The sequence below is a fragment of the Streptomyces sp. NBC_00448 genome, assembly GCF_036014115.1.
Lineage (GTDB): Bacteria > Actinomycetota > Actinomycetes > Streptomycetales > Streptomycetaceae > Actinacidiphila.
Genome location: NZ_CP107913.1, coordinates 5,754,429 through 5,773,758, shown reverse-complemented (window position 1 = coordinate 5,773,758; position 19,330 = coordinate 5,754,429). Strand labels below are relative to the sequence as shown.

Sequence of the window (19,330 nt, the reverse complement as noted above, 5' to 3'; positions counted from 1 at the left end):
GCCGGAACTCGTCAGGCCCTAGTCCCACTCCAGGCCGCCGCGCCTCCACACGTAGGCGTAGGCGACGAAGACGGTGAGCACGAAGAGGAGCATCTCGACGAGCCCGAACATCCCCAGCCGGTCGAAGGTGACCGCCCACGGATAGAGGAAGACGATTTCGATGTCGAAGACGATGAAGAGCATCGCCGTCAGGTAGTACTTGATCGGGAAGCGGCCACCACCGGCCGGCTGCGGAGTCGGCTCGATGCCGCACTCGTACGCTTCCAACTTGGCCCGGTTGTACCGTTTCGGCCCGATGATCGAGGCCATGAAAACGGAGAAGATCGCGAAGCCGGCCGCGAGGCCGCCCAGCACGAGGATGGGCGCGTAGGCGTTCACCGTCCCCCGCTCCTTCCAGTCGACTGTGACTGATGTACGGACCGTGACCAGGGCGGTGCGCCACGCCACAAAACCGCGAAGATCGCGCCTATGTGAGGCAGTTCACAAGCCCAAGCCGCCTGCATCCTATGCCTCCCGGTCTGTGATCTGCGACACGGGGGTCAGCACGAGCTTTGTGATCTCCACCACCTGACCAACGATCATGAAGTCGGATGAGCGGTGATCTTGCGGCGGATGGCACCCAAACGATCACTTCACGTCACATTCGTGGGCGTTCCCGCTGGTCAGCGCGGCGCATTCACTATCAGACGGCCTCCGCGACAGGCAAATTGGCGATGGACGAATCGCCGTGATAGCGCCGCCGAACCCGCCCGGGTGAGCCGTGGAACCCGGGAATGACGCGCGTGAAAGTGTGCACGAGCGCATACGTCACCGGAGGAACGAAAACGGATCAAAGCACCCGTCAAGCAAGATCGTGAAACGGGCAATTGAGCCGTGAGCACGTCAACTGTGGCGTATCCCACCTTTATTGAACGGAACCATTCGTTCCTGATAGCCAGGGACCCATGTCCCCGAACACATCCCGGACACAGGTGTCCGACACGCATACCCATACCGGCCGCCGACGGCACGCGGCGCCCCGTGACCCGAAGTGGGTCCGCAGGGCCGGACTCGTCGGCGGCGTCGTCAGCGCGTTCGCCCTGTGCGGCGCGGCCGCTCCGGCCATGGCCGAGACCACGCACACCACCACCACGGCCGCCTCGGCGCAGGTCACGCGGGACGCACAGTCCGCGCGCGACCTCAACGTCCGCGCGGCGACGCTCTCCACGGCTGCCTCCGCTCAGCAGGCCGTCGCGGCGCTGGAGCGGGAGGCGCTGTCCGCCGCCCTCTCCGCCGACCAGGAGAAGGCCGCCACCGACGCCGCGAAGACCGCGGCCAAGGCGCACAAGGCCGCACTCAAGAAGGCCGAGTCAGCCGCGAAGGCGGCCAAGGCCGCCAAGGCGCGGGCCGGCCAGGCCGCCTCGCGCTCCACCACCAGGACCACGCTCGGCTCGTCCGGACAGGGTTCGGTCACCGCGACGCCGACCGCGACCGTCACCGCGGCCTCGTCCAGCAAGGTCGACCAGCTCATCGCGTTCCTGAAGTCCCAGCTCGGCAAGCCCTACGTGTACGGCGCCACCGGCCCCGGCTCGTACGACTGCTCGGGCCTGACCCAGGCGGCGTTCGCCTCCATCGGCGTCGACATCCCGCGGACCTCGCAGGACCAGTCGACCGTCGGCACGCCCGTCTCGATCTCCGCCCTCCAGCCCGGCGACCTCATCTTCTGGGGCGGCGAGGGCAGCGCCTACCACGTGGGCGTCTTCATCGGTGACGGCCAGTACCTGGACGCGGCCAACCCGTCCACCCCGGTCGCCATCCACCAGCTCGCGGACTACATGCCCGACTGGGCGGTCAACGTCCTCTGAGCCGCGCCCCCGGCGCGTTCCCCCTTCCCTACTCCCCCGACAGCGGCGGGAGGTGGCCACGTCACGCCCTCATCCGGGCCGACGCGGACCACCTCCCGCCGCTTTTCCGAGTTTCGCCCTTTTTGCCCACCGGGCCGTGGCTCGGCGGGCCGGCCCTCAGGCGCGCGGGGTGATCTTGGTGAGGCCGTTGATGATGCGGTCCATCGCGTCGCCGCCGGTGGGGTCGGTGAGGTTGGCGAGGAGCTTGAGGCAGAAGCGCATCAGCATCGGGTGGGTCAGGCCGCGCTGGGTGCACAGCTGGAGGACCTTCGGGTTGCCGATCAGCTTCACGAAGGCGCGGCCGAGGTTGTAGTAGCCGCCGTAGGTGTCCTTGAGGATGCGCGGGTAGGCGGCGAGCGCGAGTTCGCGCTGCCCGGCGGTGGCGCGGGCGTGCGCCTGGGTGATCACGTCAGCGGCGATCTGCCCGGATTCCATCGCGTAGGCGATGCCCTCGCCGTTGAACGGGTTGACCAGCCCGCCCGCGTCGCCGACCAGCAGCAGGCCGCGGGTGTAGTGCGGCTGGCGGTTGAAGGCCATCGGCAGCGCGGCGCCGCGGATCGGCCCGGTCATGTTCTCCGGGGTGAAGCCCCAGTCCTCCGGCATGGAGCCGACCCACGCCTTGAGCACCTCGCGCCAGTCCAGCTCGCGGAAGGCCGCCGAGGAGTCGAGGATGCCGAGGCCCACGTTGGAGGTGCCGTCGCCGAGGCCGAAGATCCAGCCGTAGCCCGGCAGTTGGCGCGGGGCGGCGCCACGCCGGTCCCACAGCTCCAGCCAGGACTCCAGGTAGTCGTCCTCGTGCCGCGGCGAGGTGAAGTACGTCCGCACCGCGACACCCATCGGGCGGTCGTCGCGGCGGTGCAGGCCCATCGCCAGCGACAGCCGGGTGGAGTTGCCGTCGGCGGCGACCACCAGCGGCGCGTGGAAGGCGGCCGGCGTCTTCTCCTCGCCGAGCTTGGCGGTGACGCCGGTGATCCGGCCGGTGCGCTCGTCGACGATCGGCGCACCGACGTTGCACCGCTCGTACAGCCGCGCGCCGGCCTTCACGGCCTGCTGGGCGAGGAGTTCGTCGAAGTCCTCGCGCCTGCGCACCAGTCCGTAGTCCGGGTAGGCGGCCAGCTCCGGCCAGTCCATCTCCAGCCGCATGCCGCCGCTGATGATCCGCAGGCCCTTGTTGCGCAGCCAGCCCGCCTCCTCGGAGACGTCGATGCCCATCGACACCAGCTGCTTGGTGGCGCGCGGGGTCAGCCCGTCGCCGCAGACCTTCTCGCGCGGGAAGGCGGTCTTCTCCAGCAGCAGCACGTCGAGACCGGACTTGGCCAGGTAGTACGCGGTCGTCGAACCGGCGGGCCCGGCGCCGACGACGATCACATCGGCGCTGCGCTCGGACAGTGCGGTGTCGGTCACGTGGACTCTCCCGGTTCGGCGAAGGGCTGTTGCTGGTGTTCGACGTCGGATACGAGGACGTCATGCCGAGTGTATGAGGCCGCCGCTCCGGGTGGAGCGGCGGCTCTCGGGAGAGCGGCGGGTCAGTGCTGGTCCGGCGGCTTGCGCAGCCGGTCCGGTTCCACCACGCCCAGGTCGTGCACGACGGGCTCCGCCGGCGCCGGCGGTCCGGGGGGCTGCGGCGGGCCGTACGCCCCGGCGGGCGGGCCGGGTTGGGGCGGCACCGCGCCACCGGGGACGGAGCCGTACGTCCCGCCGTAGCCGCCGCCGTACGCCGCGCCGTCCTGGGGAACCGGGCCGTACGGCGAGGGGGCGCCCGGTCCGACCGGGTACGCCGGCGGCACCCGGCCGCCGAAGACCCGCCACACGTACGGCGCGACCAGCACGCCGCCGCACGTCCACAGCAGGCCAAGACCCAGCGTCTCGGGCACCCTCGTGCCCACGCTGAGGTGGTCGAGCACGCCGGTCAAGGCCGTGTCGCCGCCGGTGCGCGCGCCGCTGACGGCGGCCAGGATCACCAGCAGGCCGGTGAACAGCGCGGCCACCGCGAACTGTTCGGGGCGGCCACGGGTCCGCCGGACCGCGAGCACCCCGATCAGCAGCGCGCAGCCGAGCCCGCCCGCGACCGTGCCGGTCACCGACCAGCCGCCCCACACGTGGTTGAGGTCGCCCAGGCCGAAGGACACGTGGCGGTCGTTGCCGTTGCCGTAGTCCGAGCCGACCCGGAACGGCGCCCCCCAGCTCAGCCCCAGCCCGGAGACCCCGAGGTTGAGCAGCAGCAGCCCGGCCGCGGCCACTCCCCAGCCGGTCAGGTCGTGGTAGTGCGCGGCCGCGATCACGAAGACCACGGCGCCCGCGACGAGCAGGGTGGCCAGCAGCGCGATCGCCGTGGTGGAGACCACCCGGTACGTGGCCGCGGCACCCGGCCGCGCGGCGAGCCACGCCGTCAGCGCCGGACGGCACAGCACGATCAGCGCCGTGACCAGGCTGAGCACGAAGGTCCCCAGCATGGCCAGGAACGGCGCGGTGGTGAAGTGCGCCAGGGCGATGTGCGGCTCGGCGAAGAAGCCGATGACGAGCGCCGCGGCGGCGGCGAGCAGCGCGACGCGTACGGCGGCCGCGGCGCTGTCGGCGGTCGTGACCGGGCCGGCGCCCGAGGCGGCGGCCGTGGCGAGTTGCCGCTTGCGCATCATCCGCAGGCCGAGCACCAGCACCAGGACCCACAGCAGCGTGACCGTCCAGGGCAGGACGGTGAGCGACGCGTGGTACGTGTGCGCGTGACCGCCGCTGCCACTGCCGCTCATGGTGTAGCCGACGTCGCTGCCGGAGTCGAAGGTGTCGTACCCGTCAGAGCCGTCCGAACCGTCAGAGCCGTCAGAGCCGTCGGAGCCGTCCGAACCGTTGTCGTACCCGTCGCTGCCGTCGTCGTACCCGTCGGAGCCGTTGTCGTACCCGTCAGAGCCATCCGAACCGTCGGAGCCGCCGTCGGAGAACTCGTCACCGTCGCTGCCGCCGTCGGAGAAGTCACCGCCGTCGCTGCCGTCGCTGCCACCGTCGGAGAACCCGTCACCGTCGTCCGAGTCGTCGAACCCGGTGTCGTCGGTGTAGGTCGTGGTCGCCTTGAGGTTGCCGCCGAGGCCCTGGACGAGGGCGGCGAGGGCGGCCCGGGTGCGGGTGGCCATGCCGACCGAGCCGCTGGGCAGCGCCGTGCCCGCGACACCCGCGATCGCCAGGGCCGCCGCGACGATGGTCAGTGCCGGGCCGAGCGCGACCAGCAGCGGCATCTCCCAGCGGCCGGTGAACACCCTCCGCACGAACACCGCGGCGGGCGAGGGCACGACCGGTCCGGGCGGCGGGTAGCCCGGCCCGTAGCCGGGCGGGCCCGGCGGTATCGCCGTCTGCCCGGTCGGCGCGCCGTACGGCGGCGGCGGAGGCGGAGGAGGCGGTGGAGGCAGCGCCCCGACCTGGGTCGGAGTGGCCTGCGGCGCGGGAGCGTTGGCCGGCGGGGGCGGCGCCGGGAGGGAAGGCGCGGTCAGGTCACGGCCGCAACGCGGGCAGAAGCGGACGCCTTCCGCCTCGGCGACCTGGTTCCCGCACGCGGGGCAGAACGGCATCGGCAACTCCGGGAGACGGCGGGGCTGCTGTCCCCCCGCGGACATCGCAGCATATGGCCCCCACCGGCGACGACGACCCGGAACCGCGGATTCCTCTTCCGTGGAGGCCGGATACCGCTTGCCGGATACAGCTACCCGTTCGCGCCGCGGTGCAGCGCCACGATCCCGCCGGTCAGGTTGCGCCAGGCCACGCCCGTCCAGCCCGCGTCCTTCAACCGCCCGGCCAGCGCACGCTGGTCGGGCCAGGCGCGGATCGACTCGGCGAGGTACACGTACGCGTCCGGGTTGCTGCTCACCTTGGTCGCCACCGGGGGCAGCGCGCGCATCAGGTACTCGGTGTAGACGGTGCGCAGCGGCCGGTACGTCGGGTGGCTGAACTCGCAGATCACCAGCCGCCCGCCGGGCCTGGCCACCCGCCGCATCTCGCGCAGCGCCGCGTCGGTGTCGTGCACGTTGCGCAGCGCGAACGAGATGGTGACCGCGTCGAACACCCCGTCGGCGAACGGCAGTCGGGTCGCGTCGCCGGCAGTCAGCGGCAGCTCCGGGTGGCGCTTCTTGCCCTCCCGCAGCATGCCGAGCGAGAAGTCACAGGGGACGACCTCCGCGCCCGCGGCCACGAACGGCAGCGACGACGTCGCCGTGCCCGCGCCCAGGTCGAGCACCCGCTCGCCCGGCCGTACGTCCAGCGCCTGCGCCACCGCCCTGCGCCACAGCCGGGTCTGGCCGAGCGACAGCACGTCGTTCGTCAGGTCGTACTTCGCCGCCACACCGTCGAACATCGCGGCGACGTCCTGCGGCTGCTTCTCCAAGGAGGCCCGTGTCACGCGCTCCACCCTACGTCCAAGGTGAGCAGGGCGGCCTTCCAGGGGCGCGGGCCCATCCGGACGTGGTGCGGCCCGGCCCGTGGAGCGACTACCCGGCTTCCACCCGGCTGCTACCTGGCTTCGAGGATCTTCAACTCGGGGTGCGCGGTGCCGCCCTCGATCGCGGTCGAGGACAGGTGGGAGACGACGTGGTCGTCGACCGGGTCGTTCGCCGGGTCGTCGTGCACGACGAGGTGCTCGTAGGTGGTCGCGCGCTGCGCGGGCACGCGCCCGGCCGCGCGGATGAGATGGATCAGCTCCATCCGGTTGGAGCGGTGCTTCGCCCCGGCCGAGGAGACGACGTTCTCCTCCAGCATGACCGACCCGAGGTCGTCCGCGCCGTAGTGCAGCGACAGTTGGCCGACCTCCTTGCCGGTGGTGAGCCAGGACCCCTGGATGTGGGCGACGTTGTCGAGGAAGAGCCGCGCGATCGCGATCATCCGCAGGTACTCGAAGAGCGTCGCCTGCGTCTGGCCCTTCAGGTGGTTGTTCTCCGGCTGGTAGGTGTACGGGATGAACGCCCGGAACCCGCCGGTGCGGTCCTGCACGTCGCGGATCATCCGCAGGTGCTCGATCCGCTCCGCGTTGGTCTCACCGGTGCCCATGAGCATGGTCGTGGTGGACTCCACGCCCAGCCCGTGCGCGGTCTCCATGATCTCCAGCCACCGCTCGCCGGACTCCTTCAGCGGTGCGATCGCCTTCCGCGGCCGCTCCGGCAGGAGTTCCGCGCCGGCGCCGGCGAACGAGTCGAGCCCGGCGGCGTGGATACGGCGGATCGCCTCCTCCGCGCTGACCCCGGAGACCCGCGCCATGTGGTCGATCTCGGACGCGCCCAGCGAGTGGATCACCAGCTGCGGGAACTCCCGCTTGATCGCGGCGAAGTGCTCTTCGTAGTACTCGACGCCGTAGTCCGGGTGGTGGCCGCCCTGGAACATGATCTGGGTGCCGCCGAGTTCGACGGTCTCGGCGCAGCGGCGCAGGATGTCGTCGAGCCCGCGGCTCCATCCCTTGCCGGTGTCCTTCGGCGCCGCGTAGAACGCGCAGAACTTGCACGCGGTGACGCACACGTTCGTGTAGTTGATGTTGCGCTCGATGATGTACGTCGCGATGTGCTCGGTGCCCGCGTAGCGGCGGCGGCGCACCGCGTCGGCGGCGGCCCCGAGCGCGTGCAGCGGCGCGGACCGGTAGACGTCGAGCGCTTCCTCCGGGGTGATCCTGCCCCCTGCGGCGGCGCGGTCGAGGACGGCTGCGAGTTCGGTCGAGGAAGTCACCGTGGCAGGCCCTTCGGAGGATACGAATCCGGACCGGCCCAGCCTACGCCAGTGCGTTCCCCCACCCCGGACCGCCTGCCCGACCGCCCCACCCTGGGCTCCCGGGGCCGCCCGGGCGGAGGATCGGCGACCGCCACGACGGCGGGCCGCTACCCGGGGACACTGATCCGCCGGCCCCGCCGGAGCCGGCCGCGCACCCCTTCGAACCGCAACTGGACGCTCCGGCCGTCCCGGTCCGCCTGGAGGTGCAGGTGCGGCTCGGTGGAGTTGCCGGAGTTTCCGACCTCGCCGAGCCGGTCGCCGACCGCCACCCGGTCGCCGACCCGGACCCGTACGGTGCCGGGCCGTAGATGCGCGAGCAGGACGCGTTCGCGGCCGGTGTCGATCGCGACGTGGTTGCCGGCCGGCGGCGCGAACACCACCCGGCCCGGGGCCTGGTCCGGCCAGCCGTCGACGGCCCGCACCACGGTGCCGGCGCACGGCGCGTACAACGGGGTCCCGTAGGCCGCGTACGTGGTCGCGTCGCGGTCGATCCGCAGACCCGGCGCCCGGGTGCCGTCAGGACCGACCTTGACCAGATCGACGGCCCAGCGCTGCTCCGGCACGGCCTGGTGGTGGTTGAGCCAGCGCCCGCCTCCCTGCAGCACCCACCACACCCCCGGGTCGAGCGGCAGCCGCAGGGGGCTCGACACCGTCTCGGCCGCCCTGGCCCGTCGGCTCGACGCGACCATTGCGGCCAGCGCCGCCACCACGGCCCATTCCACGGCCCCCCACAGGCTCACGGTGCCCCGCGGGCGGCCCGGCAGGCGCACGGCCGAGGCCGCCGAGGCGACCGTCAGCGCGGCGAGCGCCCAACGGGCCCACCGGGGAAGGTCGGTGGCCGAGGGCGCCTTGAAGCCGAACGCCATCACCAGCAGGAACCCCACGACCGCGGCCCGGTCCAGCCACTCCCCCGCCGAGCCGGCGGTCCACAAGGCCGCTCCGGCGCCCACCAGCGCGAGCGGCCAGACCACGCGCGCCGACCACGCCCGTGCGGCCCGCAGCGCCGGCGCCGCACGCCACGGCGAGCGGGCCGCGCGCCGCCCGGCCACGTACAGCGCGGCCAGCCGACCCTCGTCGTCGACCTGGCCGGCCACGGCCACCCGGCCGCGCGGCCCCCGTGCGAACAGCCCGTCCGGTCGTTCCTCGACGCCCTCGAACGGGCCGATCCGCTCCCGCGTCCCGGCCAGGATCGCGGCCAGGCGCGACTGCCCCACGGCCTCCACCACCCGTGGCGCCAGGGCGTACCGCTCGGCCTCGCCACCGGCCCGGAAGAACGCGTCCAGCGCTTCGGCGGCTCCCCGTCGTCTCCCCATCCACCTCACGGTACCGACGGCGGGCTCCGACGTGGGCCGCTCGGCTCAGGGCGGTGGGCTCACGCCGGGGGGAGGAGTTCCACGCCGGCGCCCGGGGGGAAGCCGACGCGGCGGGCGAACTCGGTGATGCCGGTCTGCTGGGGGGTGCCGAGCGAGAAGTCCAGGGTGGTGAAGTAGCTGCGCAGCAGCTCCTCGTCGAACGCCTCCCAGCGCGCCGCCTGTTCGGCGACCTTGTCGACCTCCTGGAGGGACAGGTCGCGGGAGGCGAGGAAGGCGCGGTGCACCTCGCGCACGGCGTCGGGGTGCGCGGCGAGGTAGTCCCGCCGGACCGCCCAGACGGCGAAGACGAAGGGCAACCCGGTCCAGTCCTTCCACATCTGCCCGAGGTCGTGGACGGTGAGGCCGAGCCGGGGCGCGTCGTGGAGGGAGGCGCGCAGGGCGGCGTCGCCGATCAGCACCGCGGCCTCGGCCTCCTGCATCATCAGCGAGAGGTCCGGCGGGCAGCGGTAGTAGTCCGGGGTGACGCCGTACCGCTCGGCGAGCAGCAGCTCGGCGAGGCGGACGGAGGTGCGGCTGGTGGAACCGAGCGCCACCCGCTGGCCGTCCAGCCGGTCCAGCGGCAGCTGGCTGACGATGACGCACGACATCACCGGGCCGTCGCAGCCCACCGCGATGTCGGGCAGCGCCACCAGCTGGTCGGCGTGCTTGAGGTACTCCATGAGGGTGATCGGGCCGATGTCCAGATCACCCTCGACGAGCTGGGCGCTGAGCTTCTCCGGGGTGTCCTTCGTCAGCTCCACGTCCAGCAGCGCACCCGTCCTGGCCAGGCCCCAGTAAAGCGGGGTGCAGTTCAGAAACTGGATGTGGCCGACCCGGGGGCGGACCCGGTCGCTGTCGCTTTCACGCGCGGTTGTGTCCATATGGCGGACGCTACTCCTGGGTCACCGCGGAGCTGTGCGGGGGTGCCCCGGCGAGCCGTAAGAAGGATCTTGCAACCCTTCCCCGCTCCGGACCCCACATGCTAGGCTCATCGCAAGTTGCAGTTTGGTTTCCTTGCAGTACTAAAGCCTGCGGATCATGTAACCCGCAGGCTTTTGTAGTTTTCAGACTTCGCTGTTGCAGGTTCTGGAGCAGGGCAACCCTTTGGGCCCAAGGAGGGCTTTATGGCTACCGGAACCGTGAAGTGGTTCAACGCTGAAAAGGGCTTCGGCTTCATCGCCCAGGACGGCGGCGGCCCGGATGTCTTCGTTCACTACTCCGCGATCAACGCGACCGGCTTCCGCTCCCTCGAGGAGAACCAGCCGGTGACCTTCGACGTCACCCAGGGTCCGAAGGGCCCCCAGGCGGAGAACGTCACCCCCAGCTAGTTCTCCACTAGTCGGGACGGACAGCGGCGCGATCGCGCCCAGAACCTGCAGTACCAAGGGGCCCCGCAATTGCGCGGGGCCCCTGCCTCCTTTTGCCGCCCTCTCGCCCCCTACCTTCGGCGGGGGGACCCCCACCGGGCGCTTAGACCCGGTGTGGGGGTACCTCCCAGGCGAAGCCCTGGGGGAGGTCGATCGTGCTCGATCGCTCGTTCCTCACGATCTCCGCGCGTTCTCCACTTTCGACACCGGCGCGCCCTTTGGCTCGATGGCTACACCGTTCAAGGTCGGACGATGAGGGCACCCTAGCGCCGGTACAGCTCCTCGATGTCCTCGGCGAAGTCCGCGGCGACAGCCGCCCTCCGGAGTTTCATCGACGGGGTGAGGTGGCCGCTCTCCTCGGTGAAGTCGACCGGAAGCACCCGAAAGGCGCGGATCGACTCGGCCCGGGACACCGTGGAGTTCGCGTCGTCCACGGCCTTCTGCAGTTCGGCGAGCAGGTCCGGGTCGGTGACGAGCTGCGCCGGCCGCAGCCCCTCCTTGTGCCGCATCCGCTGCCAGTGCGTGAGGCCGTCCGCCTCCAGCGTGATCAGCGCGGTCACGAACGGCCGGTTGTCGCCGACCACCATGCACTGGCCGACCAGCGGATGGGCCCGCAGCCGGTCCTCCAGGGGCGCCGGCGCCACGTTCTTGCCGCCCGCGGTGATCAGGATCTCCTTCTTCCGGCCGGTGATCCGCAGATACCCGTCCCCGTCCAGCTCGCCGATGTCCCCGGTCGGGAACCACCCGTCCACCTGCGGCACCCCGCTCGGGTCGTTCCAGTAGCCGGTGAAGACCTGCCCGCCGCGCAGCAGCACCTCCCCGTCGTCGGCGATCCGTACCGCGGTGCCGGGCAGCGGCTGTCCCACGGTGCCCAGCCGCGGCGCCAGTGGCGGGGTGACGGTGGCGGCCGCGGTGGTCTCGGTCAGGCCGTACCCCTCGAAGACCATCACCCCGGCGCCCGCGTAGAAGGCGGTGAGCCGCTCGCCCAGCGGGGAGCCGCCGCAGATCGCGTACTTGACCTTGCCGCCGAGCGCGGCCCGTATCCGGCGGTAGACCAGCGGGTCGTACAGCGCGTGCGCCATCCGCAGGCCCAGCGAGGGCCCGGGTCCCGCGCCGGTCCGCTGGGCGACCACCGCCCGGCCGTAACGCTGCGCGATCGTGGCGGCACGGTCGAACGACGATGCCCGGCCCATCTTCTCCGCGGTGGCCCGGCCGGTGTTGTAGACCTTCTCCAGCACGTACGGGATGGCCAGCAGGAAGGTCGGCCGGAAGCCGGCCAGGTCGGCGAGCAGGTCCTCGGTGGCGATGCTGGGCGCGTGGCCGAGCCGGACCCGGGCGCGCAGGCAGCCGACCGCGACCATCCGCCCGAAGACGTGCGACAGCGGCAGGAAGAGCAGGGTCGAGGCGGGCTCGTCGCTCACCGACTTGAAGACCGGGTGCAGCAACTCGGTGGCGTTGTCGACCTCGGCGAAGAAGTTGCCGTGGGTGAGCACGCAGCCCTTGGGGCGGCCGGTGGTGCCCGAGGTGTAGATCAGCGTGGCCGTGCTCGCCGGGGCCAGGCCCTGCCGCCGCGAGGTGACCAGCGCGTCCGGCAACTCCTTCCCCTCCGCGCTGAGTTGCGCGATCGCGCCCGCGTCCAGCTGCCACAGCTGGCGCAGCTCCGGCAGGTCGGAGCGGCGCCCGGTCACCAGCCGGGACTGCTCCACGTTCTCCACCGCGCAGGCCGCGGCGCCCGAGTCGCCGAGTATCCACGCGATCTGCGAGGCGGACGAGGTCGGGTAGATCGGTACGGTCACCAGCCCGGCGGCCCACCCCGCGAAGTCCAGCAGCGTCCACGCGTAGCTGGTCCGCGCCATGATCGCCAACCGCTCGCCCGGCCGCAGTCCGGCCGCGATCAGCCCTTTCGCGACCGCGGTCACCTCCGCGCAGAACTCCGCGGCGGTCACGTCACGCCAGGTCCCGTCCACTCCCTCCCGGCTCAGCACGGCGTCCCGCGGAGCCTCGGCCGCGTTCGTGAACGGGATGTCCGCCAAGCTGCCGCTCCTCGGCACCTCGACCAACGGGGGTACGGCCGCCTGCACGGTCCGGCCTTCCTCGGTCACCAGCTGCGGTGCCGGATGCACCAGTTGCCCTGCTTCGATCGACATGGTTGCGGCTCCACGAATTCGAGGGTGGGTTGGGCTTGCCTGCACAGTTGCGGTCCGCCGTGGCGGTCGCTGGGGTACCCCTGGGGGAGTTCCCCGTGCCCCTGTTCTGGTTGCCCGCCGTTGTCGGCTGCCCGTTCCCCATGCCCGGGCACGAGTTGCCGCGCGCTGCGGAGCAGCCGCACGTACTCAGGGGCGCTGGGGGCACCGCCCGGCGAAGCCAGGGGGAGAACTGCGCGACAGGCCACCCACGGACCGAATGGTCCGGGCACTCACGGGACGGGGCACCCCGGGCGGTCCCGCTAAGGACGTTCGAGCACCGCGGTGACGCCCTGTCCGCCCGCCGCGCAGATCGAGACGAGGCCGCGCCCGGGCGACCCCCGCTCCGCGAGGAGCTGCGCCAGGGTCCCCACGATCCGCGCCCCGGTCGCGGCGAACGGATGCCCGGTGGCGAGGGACGACCCCGCCACGTTGAGCCGCCCGCGGTCGATCGGGCCGAGCGGCGCGGAAAGCCCGAGCCGATCCGCACAGAACGCCTTGTCCTCCCAGGCCGCCAGCGTCGCCAGCACCTGGGACGCGAACGCCTCGTGGATCTCGTAGAAGTCGAAGTCGCCGAGGCCGAGTCCGGCCCGCTCCAGCATCCGCGGTACGGCGTGGGCAGGTGCCATGAGCAGCCCGTCGGCGTCGGGCCGGTCGGAGACGAAGTCGACCGCGGCCGTCTCGTACGCGGTCAGGTACGCCAGCGGGGTCAGCCCGCGTGCGGCGGCCCACTCCTCGGAGCCGAGCAGGACCACCGCGGCGCCGTCGGTGAGCGGCGTGGAGTTGCCCGCGGTCATGGTGCCGCCAGGCCCGCCGTAGACGGGCTTGAGCCGGGCCAGCTTCTCCGGGGTGGAGTCGGGCCGCAGGTTCTGGTCGCGGTCCAGGCCGCGGTAGGGGCTGACCAGGGGCGCGAAGAAGCCGCGGTCGTAGGCGGCGGCGAGGTTGCGGTGGCTGTCGGCGGCCAACTCGTCCTGCGCGGCCCGCGTGATGCCCCACCGCGCGGCGGTGACGGCGGCGTGCTCGCCCATCGACAGGCCGGTGCGCGGCTCGGCGTTGCGCGGCATGTCGGGCACGACGTGGCGGGGGCGCAACCCGGCCAGCGCGCGGGCGCGGCCACCGAGGGTCTTCGCGCGGCGGGCGGCGAGCAGGGTACGGCGCAGCTCGTCGTTGACGCCGAGCGGCGCGTCGCTGGTGGTGTCGGCGCCGCCGGCGATGCCGGAGTCGATCACGCCGAGCGCGATCTTGGCGGCGACCGCGAAGACGGCCTGGAGGCCGGTGCCGCACGCCTGCTGGATGTCGTAGGCGGGGGTGGTCGGGTCGAGGACGGAGCCGAGCACGGTCTCCCGGGCGAGGTTGAAGTCGCGGGCGTGCTTGAGCACCGCCCCGGCCGCGAACTCCCCCACCGTCGCGCGGCCTTCGGCGGGGGCGCCGCCGCCGGCCAGGCCGGTGCGCTCGGCCAGGCCGTTCAGCGCGGCCGTGAGCATGTCCTGGTTGGACGCCGTGGCGTAGGGGCCGTCCGAGCGGGCGAAGGGGATGCGGTGGCCGGCGATGACGGCGACGCGGCGAACGGTATGCATGCGGAACTCCTGAGGGCTCTTGGCCGGAGCGACAACTCACCAGTAGCCTTACCGGCGGTAAACTTACTCCAGAGTAAGGAGAAGGCCAATGGCCGACCGCTATCTCGGCTTCACCGGTACGGCTCCCGGCCGCTTCCTCACCCGGCGCCTCGGGCTGCCGCAGCCGACCGCGCTGCGGCGCTGGTCGGCCGCGACCCCCGAACTCGACGGCCCCGTGCTGCGGTTGACCGCCGGCGAGCCGGCGCCGCCCGCCGCCCCGGGCGACCCGAGGCCCGCCGCGGTGGTGCTGGACGCGACGGGCATCACCGACCCGGCCGGGCTGCGGGCGGTCCGCGACAGCCTTCACCCGCTGGTGCGTTCGCTGGCCGCGTGCGGCCGGGTGGTGGTGCTCGGCGCCCGGCCGGACCACGCCGACGTCCACCAGGCCGCCGCCCAGCAGGCGTTGGAGGGCTTCGTCCGCTCGCTCGGCAAGGAGATCGGCCGGGGCAGGACCGTACAGCTGGTCCGGCTCGCGCCCGGCGCCGCCGCCGACTCCACGCTGGAGTTCCTGCTCTCGCCCAAGTCGGCGTACGTCAGCGGGCAGGTGATCGAGGTCGGCCCGGAGGTGGGCGGGCCGACCACCGGGGACGCCGAAGCGACCGGCGCGGCCTCCGCCCGGGACGAGTCCGCGGGGACGGGCGGCACGCGTACGGCGCTGGTCACCGGGGCGGCCCGCGGCATCGGCGCGGCGGTCGCGGCCACGCTCGCCAGGGACGGCGCCCACGTGATCTGCCTGGACGTACCGCAGGTGGCCGACGCGCTCGCCGAGACCGCGGCCCGGATCGGCGGCACCGCGCTGACCGTGGACATCACCGCGCCCGACGCCGCCGAGCGGATCGCGGCCGCGGTGCCCGGCGGCCTGGACGTGCTCGTGCACAACGCCGGCATCACCCGCGACCGCAAGCTCGCCAACATGGCCGCCGAGGGCTGGGACGCGGTGATCGAGGTCAACCTCGGCAGCGTGCTGCGCGTCACCGACCACCTGCTGAAGGCCGGCGTGGTCCGCCCGCACGGCCGGATCGTCGGCACCGCGTCCATCGCCGGCATCGCGGGCAACGTCGGCCAGACCAACTACGCCGCCTCCAAGGCCGGCATCATCGGCTTCGTCCGCGCGCTGGCCGCCGCCCCCGAGGTGCGCGAGCGCGGCATCACCGTCAACGCGGTCGCCCCCGGCTTCATCGAGACGCGGATGACCGCCGCCGTACCGCTGTTCATCCGCGAGGCCGGGCGGCGGATGAACTCCCTCGGCCAGGGCGGCCAGCCGCAGGACGTCGCCGAGACCGTGGCCTGGTTCGCGGCGGCCGGCTCCGGCGGCGTCACCGGCCAGGTCGTCCGCGTCTGCGGCCAGTCCCTGCTGGGGGCGTGAGATGGCGCTGCTGCTCACCCTGGGGCGCGGCGCGCTGACCGGCATCGGCAAGAAGCCCTCGGCCGGCGCCGCGCTGCCGCACCGGCGGCTGACCGAGCCGGACGTACGGATCGACCCGGCGCGGATGGCCCGGTACGCGGAGGTCTGCGGCTACTCCCCCGCGGCCGACCGGGTGCCGCTCACCTACCCGCACATCCTCGGGTTCCCGCTGGCCGCGCGCATCATGGCCGCGCGGGACTTCCCGCTGCCGCTGATGGGCCTGGTGCACACCTCGATCGAGATCGCCGCGCAGCGGCCCCTCACCAGCCGGGACCGGCCCGAGATCGCCGTCCACGCCGAGGAGTTGCGGCCGCATCGGCGCGGTACGGAAGTGGTGTTCGTCACGGAGGCCCTGCTCGGCGGGGAGCCGGTGTGGACCGACCGCAGTACGTATCTGGCCCGGCACGCCACCGGCCGCCCGCAGGAACCGCGGGCCGACCGCGCCCCCGAAGCCGAGCTGCCCGCGGTCGAGGAGTGGCGCCTGCCGGCCGACCTCGGGCGCCGCCACGCCCGTGTCTCCGGCGACTACAACCCGATCCACCTGCACGCCTGGACGGCCCGGCCACTCGGCTTCCCCCGCGCGATCGCCCACGGGATGTGGACCGTCGCCCGCAGTGTCGCTGCGCTCGGCTTGAGCGAAACGGTGCGCGCGGAATTCCGCGCACCGGTGCCGCTGCCCTCCACGGTCACCTTCGCGGCTTCCGGACCACGGTTCGAGGTGCGCTCACGGCGAGGCCTCCACGTCTCCGGGGCAAGCTGACCCCCTGGGGTGCCCCTGTCTGCCGGTTCAGGGAGCACCTGCCGGTGGGGGGGGTTGCTCGCGCAGTTCCCCGCGCCCCTGGATGGTGCACCTCTTCCGCGGCGGCCGGCCACAACAGGGGCGCGGGGAACTGCGCGACAAGCCACAACTCACAGGTGGTCCCTGAACCGACAGCACGAGGCACCCCGGAGGGGCAGGGCATCCCAGGGAGTCAGGGCACCCAGGGGTGCCCTTCAAGAAGGTTGCCGAGGCCGGCCCACGCGAAGTTCATCAACGTCGCGGCCGTCTCAAGCCCGTCCGGCGAGGACCCCGCAAGGGACTCCGCGGCACCGACAAGCGCGAGCGCCAACGCACGCACCTCACGTTCGGGGAGCGCCGGCCCGCAGGGCGCCCCGCGGGCGGCGGAACCGATCAACGCGGTGACGAAGTCGACGAGCTCCGCCCGCATCGCGGCGACCTCGTCGCCGGAGGGAGCGCCCCCGCTGCGGGCCTGGCCGTAGAGGAGGTTCCAGCCGTCGGGATGTTCGGCGGTGTACCGGAAGAACCCGAGCAGCCCGGACCACAGTTGGCGGTCGGGCGCGGCACCGGTCTCGACGGACGCGCGCACCGCCGCGCTGAGCGCCTGGGCCTCGCGCCGTACGCACGCGGTGAACAGCTCGTCCTTGGAGTTGAGGTAGAGGTAGACCAGCGGCTTGCTGACGCCCGCCGCGACGGCGATCTCGTCCATGGAGGTGGCGCGGTAGCCGCGGCGGGCGAAGACGGCCACGGCCGCGTCCAGCATCTGCCGCTCGCGGACCGCCCTCGGCACGCGCTGCGCGCGCTTGCCCTGGGTCCCCACCGGCGCCACCCTCCCCCGTGCTCAGCGTGGTCGGTCGCGGGGACCGGCCGGTCAGGCGGCGTGCGGCTTCCCGCCGTGCGCGACCTCGCGGGCCTCGTCGTCGGCGTCGTCCTCCTGGCCCGCGGCGGCGGCCAGGTTGAGCCGGGTGCGCTCGACCCGGCTGGAGACCTGGGCGGCGGCCTGCTCACGGGCACCGCGCAGCAGCACGAAGCTCAGCGGCGCGGAGACGATCAGCGCGAGCAGGGCGACCCACAGGTAGTTCGAGTTCCCGAGCCCGGCCGGCAGGATGTGCAGCCGGACCAGGCCCCAGATGACCACGAAGCTGCCGACGATGAGGCCGAAGCGCATTGCGGTGTATCGGAGCATGCATCCAGTGAAGCACGCCCCGATCCCGGCCCTCGGCCCACCCCCGCCTCCCCGCTCCGCGCTCCTAAGACAGCGGCAGGAGCATGAAGACGTCGTCGCGGTCGTCGTCCGGGGCGACCCGGATCGCGTTGGGCACCCGGCCCACCTCCTTGTAACCGCAGGAGGCGTAGAAGCGTTCGAGGCCGAGGCCGCCGCGGCAGGTCAGCCGGATCGCCTCGACCCCGCCGAGCCCGCGCGCGGCCCGCTCGGCCTCGGCCAGCAGCGCCCGACCGTACCCCGCACCCTGATGGCGCGGGTGGACCATCACCGTGTAGAGCCAGATCCAGTGGGTCATCAGCCGGTGGGAGTTGTACGTGAGGAACGCGGTCGCGGCGACCCGGCCGTCCTCGTCGCGGCCGACGAGCAGCCGGCGCCGCCCCGCCTCGACCTCGGCGAGCGACTCCGCCAGGGACGGCGCGATCTCCCCGGGGGTGACCGGCGGCACGAAGCCGACCGCGCCGCCCGCGTTGCTCACGTCCGCCCACAGCGCGAGTACGCCCTCGCGCAGGTCGTCGTCGATCACCGGATCGAGTACGAAGGTAAGTGCCATAACAGCAGAGTACCTATTACCCGCGCGGGGCCGCCCGCCGTTTACCTGTCACCCGCGTCACACCCGCATGGGCTGCGGCGACTCCCGGCGGGAGCCGTCGGGGCCCGGGTACTCGCGGAGGATCTCGTAGCGGGTGTTGCGCTCGACCGGACGGAAGCCCGCGTCCCTGATCAGGTCGAGGATGTCGTCGCGGGTCAGCTTGTTGGGCGTGCCGTAGTCGTCCGCGTCATGGGTGATCTTGTACTCGACGACCGAGCCGTCCATGTCGTCGGCGCCGTGGTTGAGGGCGAGTTGGGCCGTGGACAGGCCGTGCATCACCCAGAACACCTTCACGTGCGGCACGTTGTCGAACAGCAGCCGGGACACCGCGAAGGTCTTCAGCGCCTCCGCGCCGGTGGCCATGGTGGTGCGGGCCTGGAGGGTGTTGCGGACCTTGCCGTCCTTCATGTCCACGAAGTCGTGCTGGTAGCGCAGCGGGATGAAGACCTGGAACCCGCCGGTCTCGTCCTGGAGTTCGCGCAGCCGCAGCACGTGGTCGACGCGGTGCCGGGGCTCCTCGATGTGGCCGTAGAGCATCGTCGCCGGGGTCTTGAGGCCCTTGGAGTGCGCCAGCCGGTGGATGCGGGACCAGTCCTCCCAGTGGGTGCGGTGGTCCACGATGTGCTGCCGCACCTCCCAGTCGAAGATCTCGGCGCCGCCGCCGGTCAGCGACTCCAGGCCGGCGTCGATCAGTTCGTCCAGGATGTCGGAGGCGGACAGGCCCGAGATCGTCTCGAAGTGGTGGATCTCGGTGGCGGTGAACGCCTTCAGCGAGACCTGCGGCAGCGCCTCCTTGAGCGCCTTCAGCGACCGCGGGTAGTACCGCCACGGCAGCGTCGGGTGCAGGCCGTTGACGATGTGCAGCTCGGTGAGGTTGTCGCCCTCCATGGCCTTGGCCAGCCGGACGGCCTCCTCGATCCGCATCGTGTACGCGTCCTTCTCGCCCGGCTTGCGCTGGAACGAGCAGTACGCGCAGGACGCGGTGCACACGTTCGTCATGTTCAGGTGGCGGTTGACGTTGAAGTGGACCACGTCGCCGTTCTTGCGGGTGCGCACCTCGTGCGCGAGGCCGCCCAGCCACGCCAGGTCGTCGGACTCGTAGAGCGCGACCCCGTCCTCACGGGTCAGCCGCTCGCCGGCGTGGACCTTCTCCTCCAGCTCGCGCTTGAGCCCAGCGTCCATGTCTGTGTCTCTCCTCC

17 protein-coding genes are annotated in these 19,330 nt (G+C 72.5%); 4 read left to right on the top strand and 13 right to left on the bottom strand.

Going from position 1 to position 19,330, the window contains the following annotated elements:
- Positions 1-18: 18 nt before the first annotated feature.
- On the bottom strand, positions 19-378 hold the full coding sequence (locus tag OG370_RS24705; RefSeq protein WP_103887024.1) for an NADH-quinone oxidoreductase subunit A: 360 nt from the start codon (positions 376-378) through the stop codon (positions 19-21).
- A gap of 593 nt (positions 379-971) precedes the next feature.
- Between OG370_RS24705 and OG370_RS24700 the strand changes: the two genes are divergently transcribed.
- Positions 972-1,844, top strand: coding sequence for a C40 family peptidase (locus tag OG370_RS24700; protein WP_328467821.1), 873 nt, complete (start codon positions 972-974; stop codon positions 1,842-1,844).
- Between the two features lie 156 nt (positions 1,845-2,000).
- Here OG370_RS24700 and OG370_RS24695 read toward each other — a convergent pair whose 3' ends face one another.
- The 6 genes from OG370_RS24695 to OG370_RS24670 all read right to left on the bottom strand — a co-directional run bounded on the left by OG370_RS24695 (position 2,001) and on the right by OG370_RS24670 (position 9,849).
- Entirely contained in the window at positions 2,001-3,287 is a 1,287-nt protein-coding gene (locus OG370_RS24695) for a geranylgeranyl reductase family protein (protein WP_328467819.1), read from the bottom strand.
- Positions 3,288-3,409: 122 nt separating this feature from the next.
- Positions 3,410-5,485, bottom strand: a complete 2,076-nt coding sequence (locus tag OG370_RS24690) for a zinc ribbon domain-containing protein (protein ID WP_328467817.1) — start codon at positions 5,483-5,485, stop codon at positions 3,410-3,412.
- Between the two features lie 86 nt (positions 5,486-5,571).
- Positions 5,572-6,264, bottom strand: coding sequence for a demethylmenaquinone methyltransferase (locus OG370_RS24685; protein ID WP_328467815.1), 693 nt, complete (start codon positions 6,262-6,264; stop codon positions 5,572-5,574).
- Positions 6,265-6,374: 110 nt separating this feature from the next.
- Positions 6,375-7,574, bottom strand: coding sequence for a cyclic dehypoxanthinyl futalosine synthase (gene mqnC / locus OG370_RS24680; RefSeq protein WP_328467813.1), 1,200 nt, complete (start codon positions 7,572-7,574; stop codon positions 6,375-6,377).
- 149 nt (positions 7,575-7,723) lie between these two features.
- Positions 7,724-8,929 (bottom strand): M23 family metallopeptidase, encoded by a 1,206-nt coding sequence (locus OG370_RS24675; protein ID WP_328467811.1) that lies wholly within the window; start codon positions 8,927-8,929, stop codon positions 7,724-7,726.
- A gap of 59 nt (positions 8,930-8,988) precedes the next feature.
- Positions 8,989-9,849, bottom strand: a complete 861-nt coding sequence (locus tag OG370_RS24670) for a menaquinone biosynthetic enzyme MqnA/MqnD family protein (protein ID WP_328467809.1) — start codon at positions 9,847-9,849, stop codon at positions 8,989-8,991.
- Between the two features lie 243 nt (positions 9,850-10,092).
- Between OG370_RS24670 and OG370_RS24665 the strand changes: the two genes are divergently transcribed.
- Positions 10,093-10,296 (top strand): cold-shock protein, encoded by a 204-nt coding sequence (locus OG370_RS24665; RefSeq protein ID WP_328467807.1) that lies wholly within the window; start codon positions 10,093-10,095, stop codon positions 10,294-10,296.
- 302 nt (positions 10,297-10,598) lie between these two features.
- On the opposite strand, the gene OG370_RS24660 is transcribed toward OG370_RS24665, so the two are convergent.
- Positions 10,599-12,482, bottom strand: a complete 1,884-nt coding sequence (locus OG370_RS24660) for an AMP-dependent synthetase/ligase (RefSeq protein ID WP_328467805.1) — start codon at positions 12,480-12,482, stop codon at positions 10,599-10,601.
- Positions 12,483-12,781: 299 nt separating this feature from the next.
- Positions 12,782-14,095, bottom strand: a complete 1,314-nt coding sequence (locus OG370_RS24655; RefSeq protein ID WP_328467803.1) for an acetyl-CoA C-acetyltransferase — start codon at positions 14,093-14,095, stop codon at positions 12,782-12,784.
- 88 nt (positions 14,096-14,183) lie between these two features.
- Here OG370_RS24655 and OG370_RS24650 point away from each other — a divergent pair, with 88 nt between their 5' ends.
- The gene (locus tag OG370_RS24650; protein ID WP_328467801.1) at positions 14,184-15,500 is read left to right on the top strand and encodes a 3-oxoacyl-ACP reductase; all 1,317 of its coding nucleotides are present in this window, start codon (positions 14,184-14,186) and stop codon (positions 15,498-15,500) included.
- A 1-nt stretch (position 15,501) separates the two neighbouring features.
- Positions 15,502-16,299: a MaoC/PaaZ C-terminal domain-containing protein gene (locus tag OG370_RS24645; protein WP_328467799.1), complete on the top strand. Its 798-nt coding sequence runs from the start codon at positions 15,502-15,504 to the stop codon at positions 16,297-16,299.
- Between the two features lie 211 nt (positions 16,300-16,510).
- On the opposite strand, the gene OG370_RS24640 is transcribed toward OG370_RS24645, so the two are convergent.
- The 4 genes from OG370_RS24640 to mqnE all read right to left on the bottom strand — a co-directional run bounded on the left by OG370_RS24640 (position 16,511) and on the right by mqnE (position 19,313).
- Entirely contained in the window at positions 16,511-17,107 is a 597-nt protein-coding gene (locus OG370_RS24640; protein ID WP_328474382.1) for a TetR/AcrR family transcriptional regulator, read from the bottom strand.
- An 81-nt stretch (positions 17,108-17,188) separates the two neighbouring features.
- Positions 17,189-17,503, bottom strand: a complete 315-nt coding sequence (locus tag OG370_RS24635; protein WP_328467797.1) for a DUF4229 domain-containing protein — start codon at positions 17,501-17,503, stop codon at positions 17,189-17,191.
- Between the two features lie 64 nt (positions 17,504-17,567).
- Positions 17,568-18,092 carry a GNAT family N-acetyltransferase gene (locus tag OG370_RS24630; protein ID WP_328467795.1) on the bottom strand — a complete coding sequence of 175 codons (525 nt, stop codon included), beginning with the start codon at positions 18,090-18,092 and terminating at the stop codon, positions 17,568-17,570.
- Positions 18,093-18,149: 57 nt separating this feature from the next.
- Positions 18,150-19,313, bottom strand: coding sequence for an aminofutalosine synthase MqnE (gene mqnE, locus OG370_RS24625; protein ID WP_328467793.1), 1,164 nt, complete (start codon positions 19,311-19,313; stop codon positions 18,150-18,152).
- Between the last annotated feature and the right edge of the window lie 17 nt (positions 19,314-19,330).

What these genes read in the sequence shown, in the direction of transcription:
- mqnE (WP_328467793.1), bottom strand. Translation starts at nt 19,313, where the DNA reads ATGGACGCTGGGCTCAAGCGCGAGCTGGAGGAGAAGGTCCACGCCGGC.
- OG370_RS24675 (WP_328467811.1), bottom strand. Translation starts at nt 8,929, where the DNA reads ATGGGGAGACGACGGGGAGCCGCCGAAGCGCTGGACGCGTTCTTCCGG.
- OG370_RS24690 (WP_328467817.1), bottom strand. Translation starts at nt 5,485, where the DNA reads ATGTCCGCGGGGGGACAGCAGCCCCGCCGTCTCCCGGAGTTGCCGATG.
- OG370_RS24645 (WP_328467799.1), top strand. Translation starts at nt 15,502, where the DNA reads ATGGCGCTGCTGCTCACCCTGGGGCGCGGCGCGCTGACCGGCATCGGC.
- OG370_RS24630 (WP_328467795.1), bottom strand. Translation starts at nt 18,092, where the DNA reads ATGGCACTTACCTTCGTACTCGATCCGGTGATCGACGACGACCTGCGC.
- OG370_RS24650 (WP_328467801.1), top strand. Translation starts at nt 14,184, where the DNA reads ATGGCCGACCGCTATCTCGGCTTCACCGGTACGGCTCCCGGCCGCTTC.
- OG370_RS24660 (WP_328467805.1), bottom strand. Translation starts at nt 12,482, where the DNA reads ATGTCGATCGAAGCAGGGCAACTGGTGCATCCGGCACCGCAGCTGGTG.
- OG370_RS24670 (WP_328467809.1), bottom strand. Translation starts at nt 9,849, where the DNA reads ATGGACACAACCGCGCGTGAAAGCGACAGCGACCGGGTCCGCCCCCGG.
- OG370_RS24665 (WP_328467807.1), top strand. Translation starts at nt 10,093, where the DNA reads ATGGCTACCGGAACCGTGAAGTGGTTCAACGCTGAAAAGGGCTTCGGC.
- OG370_RS24655 (WP_328467803.1), bottom strand. Translation starts at nt 14,095, where the DNA reads ATGCATACCGTTCGCCGCGTCGCCGTCATCGCCGGCCACCGCATCCCC.
- OG370_RS24635 (WP_328467797.1), bottom strand. Translation starts at nt 17,503, where the DNA reads ATGCTCCGATACACCGCAATGCGCTTCGGCCTCATCGTCGGCAGCTTC.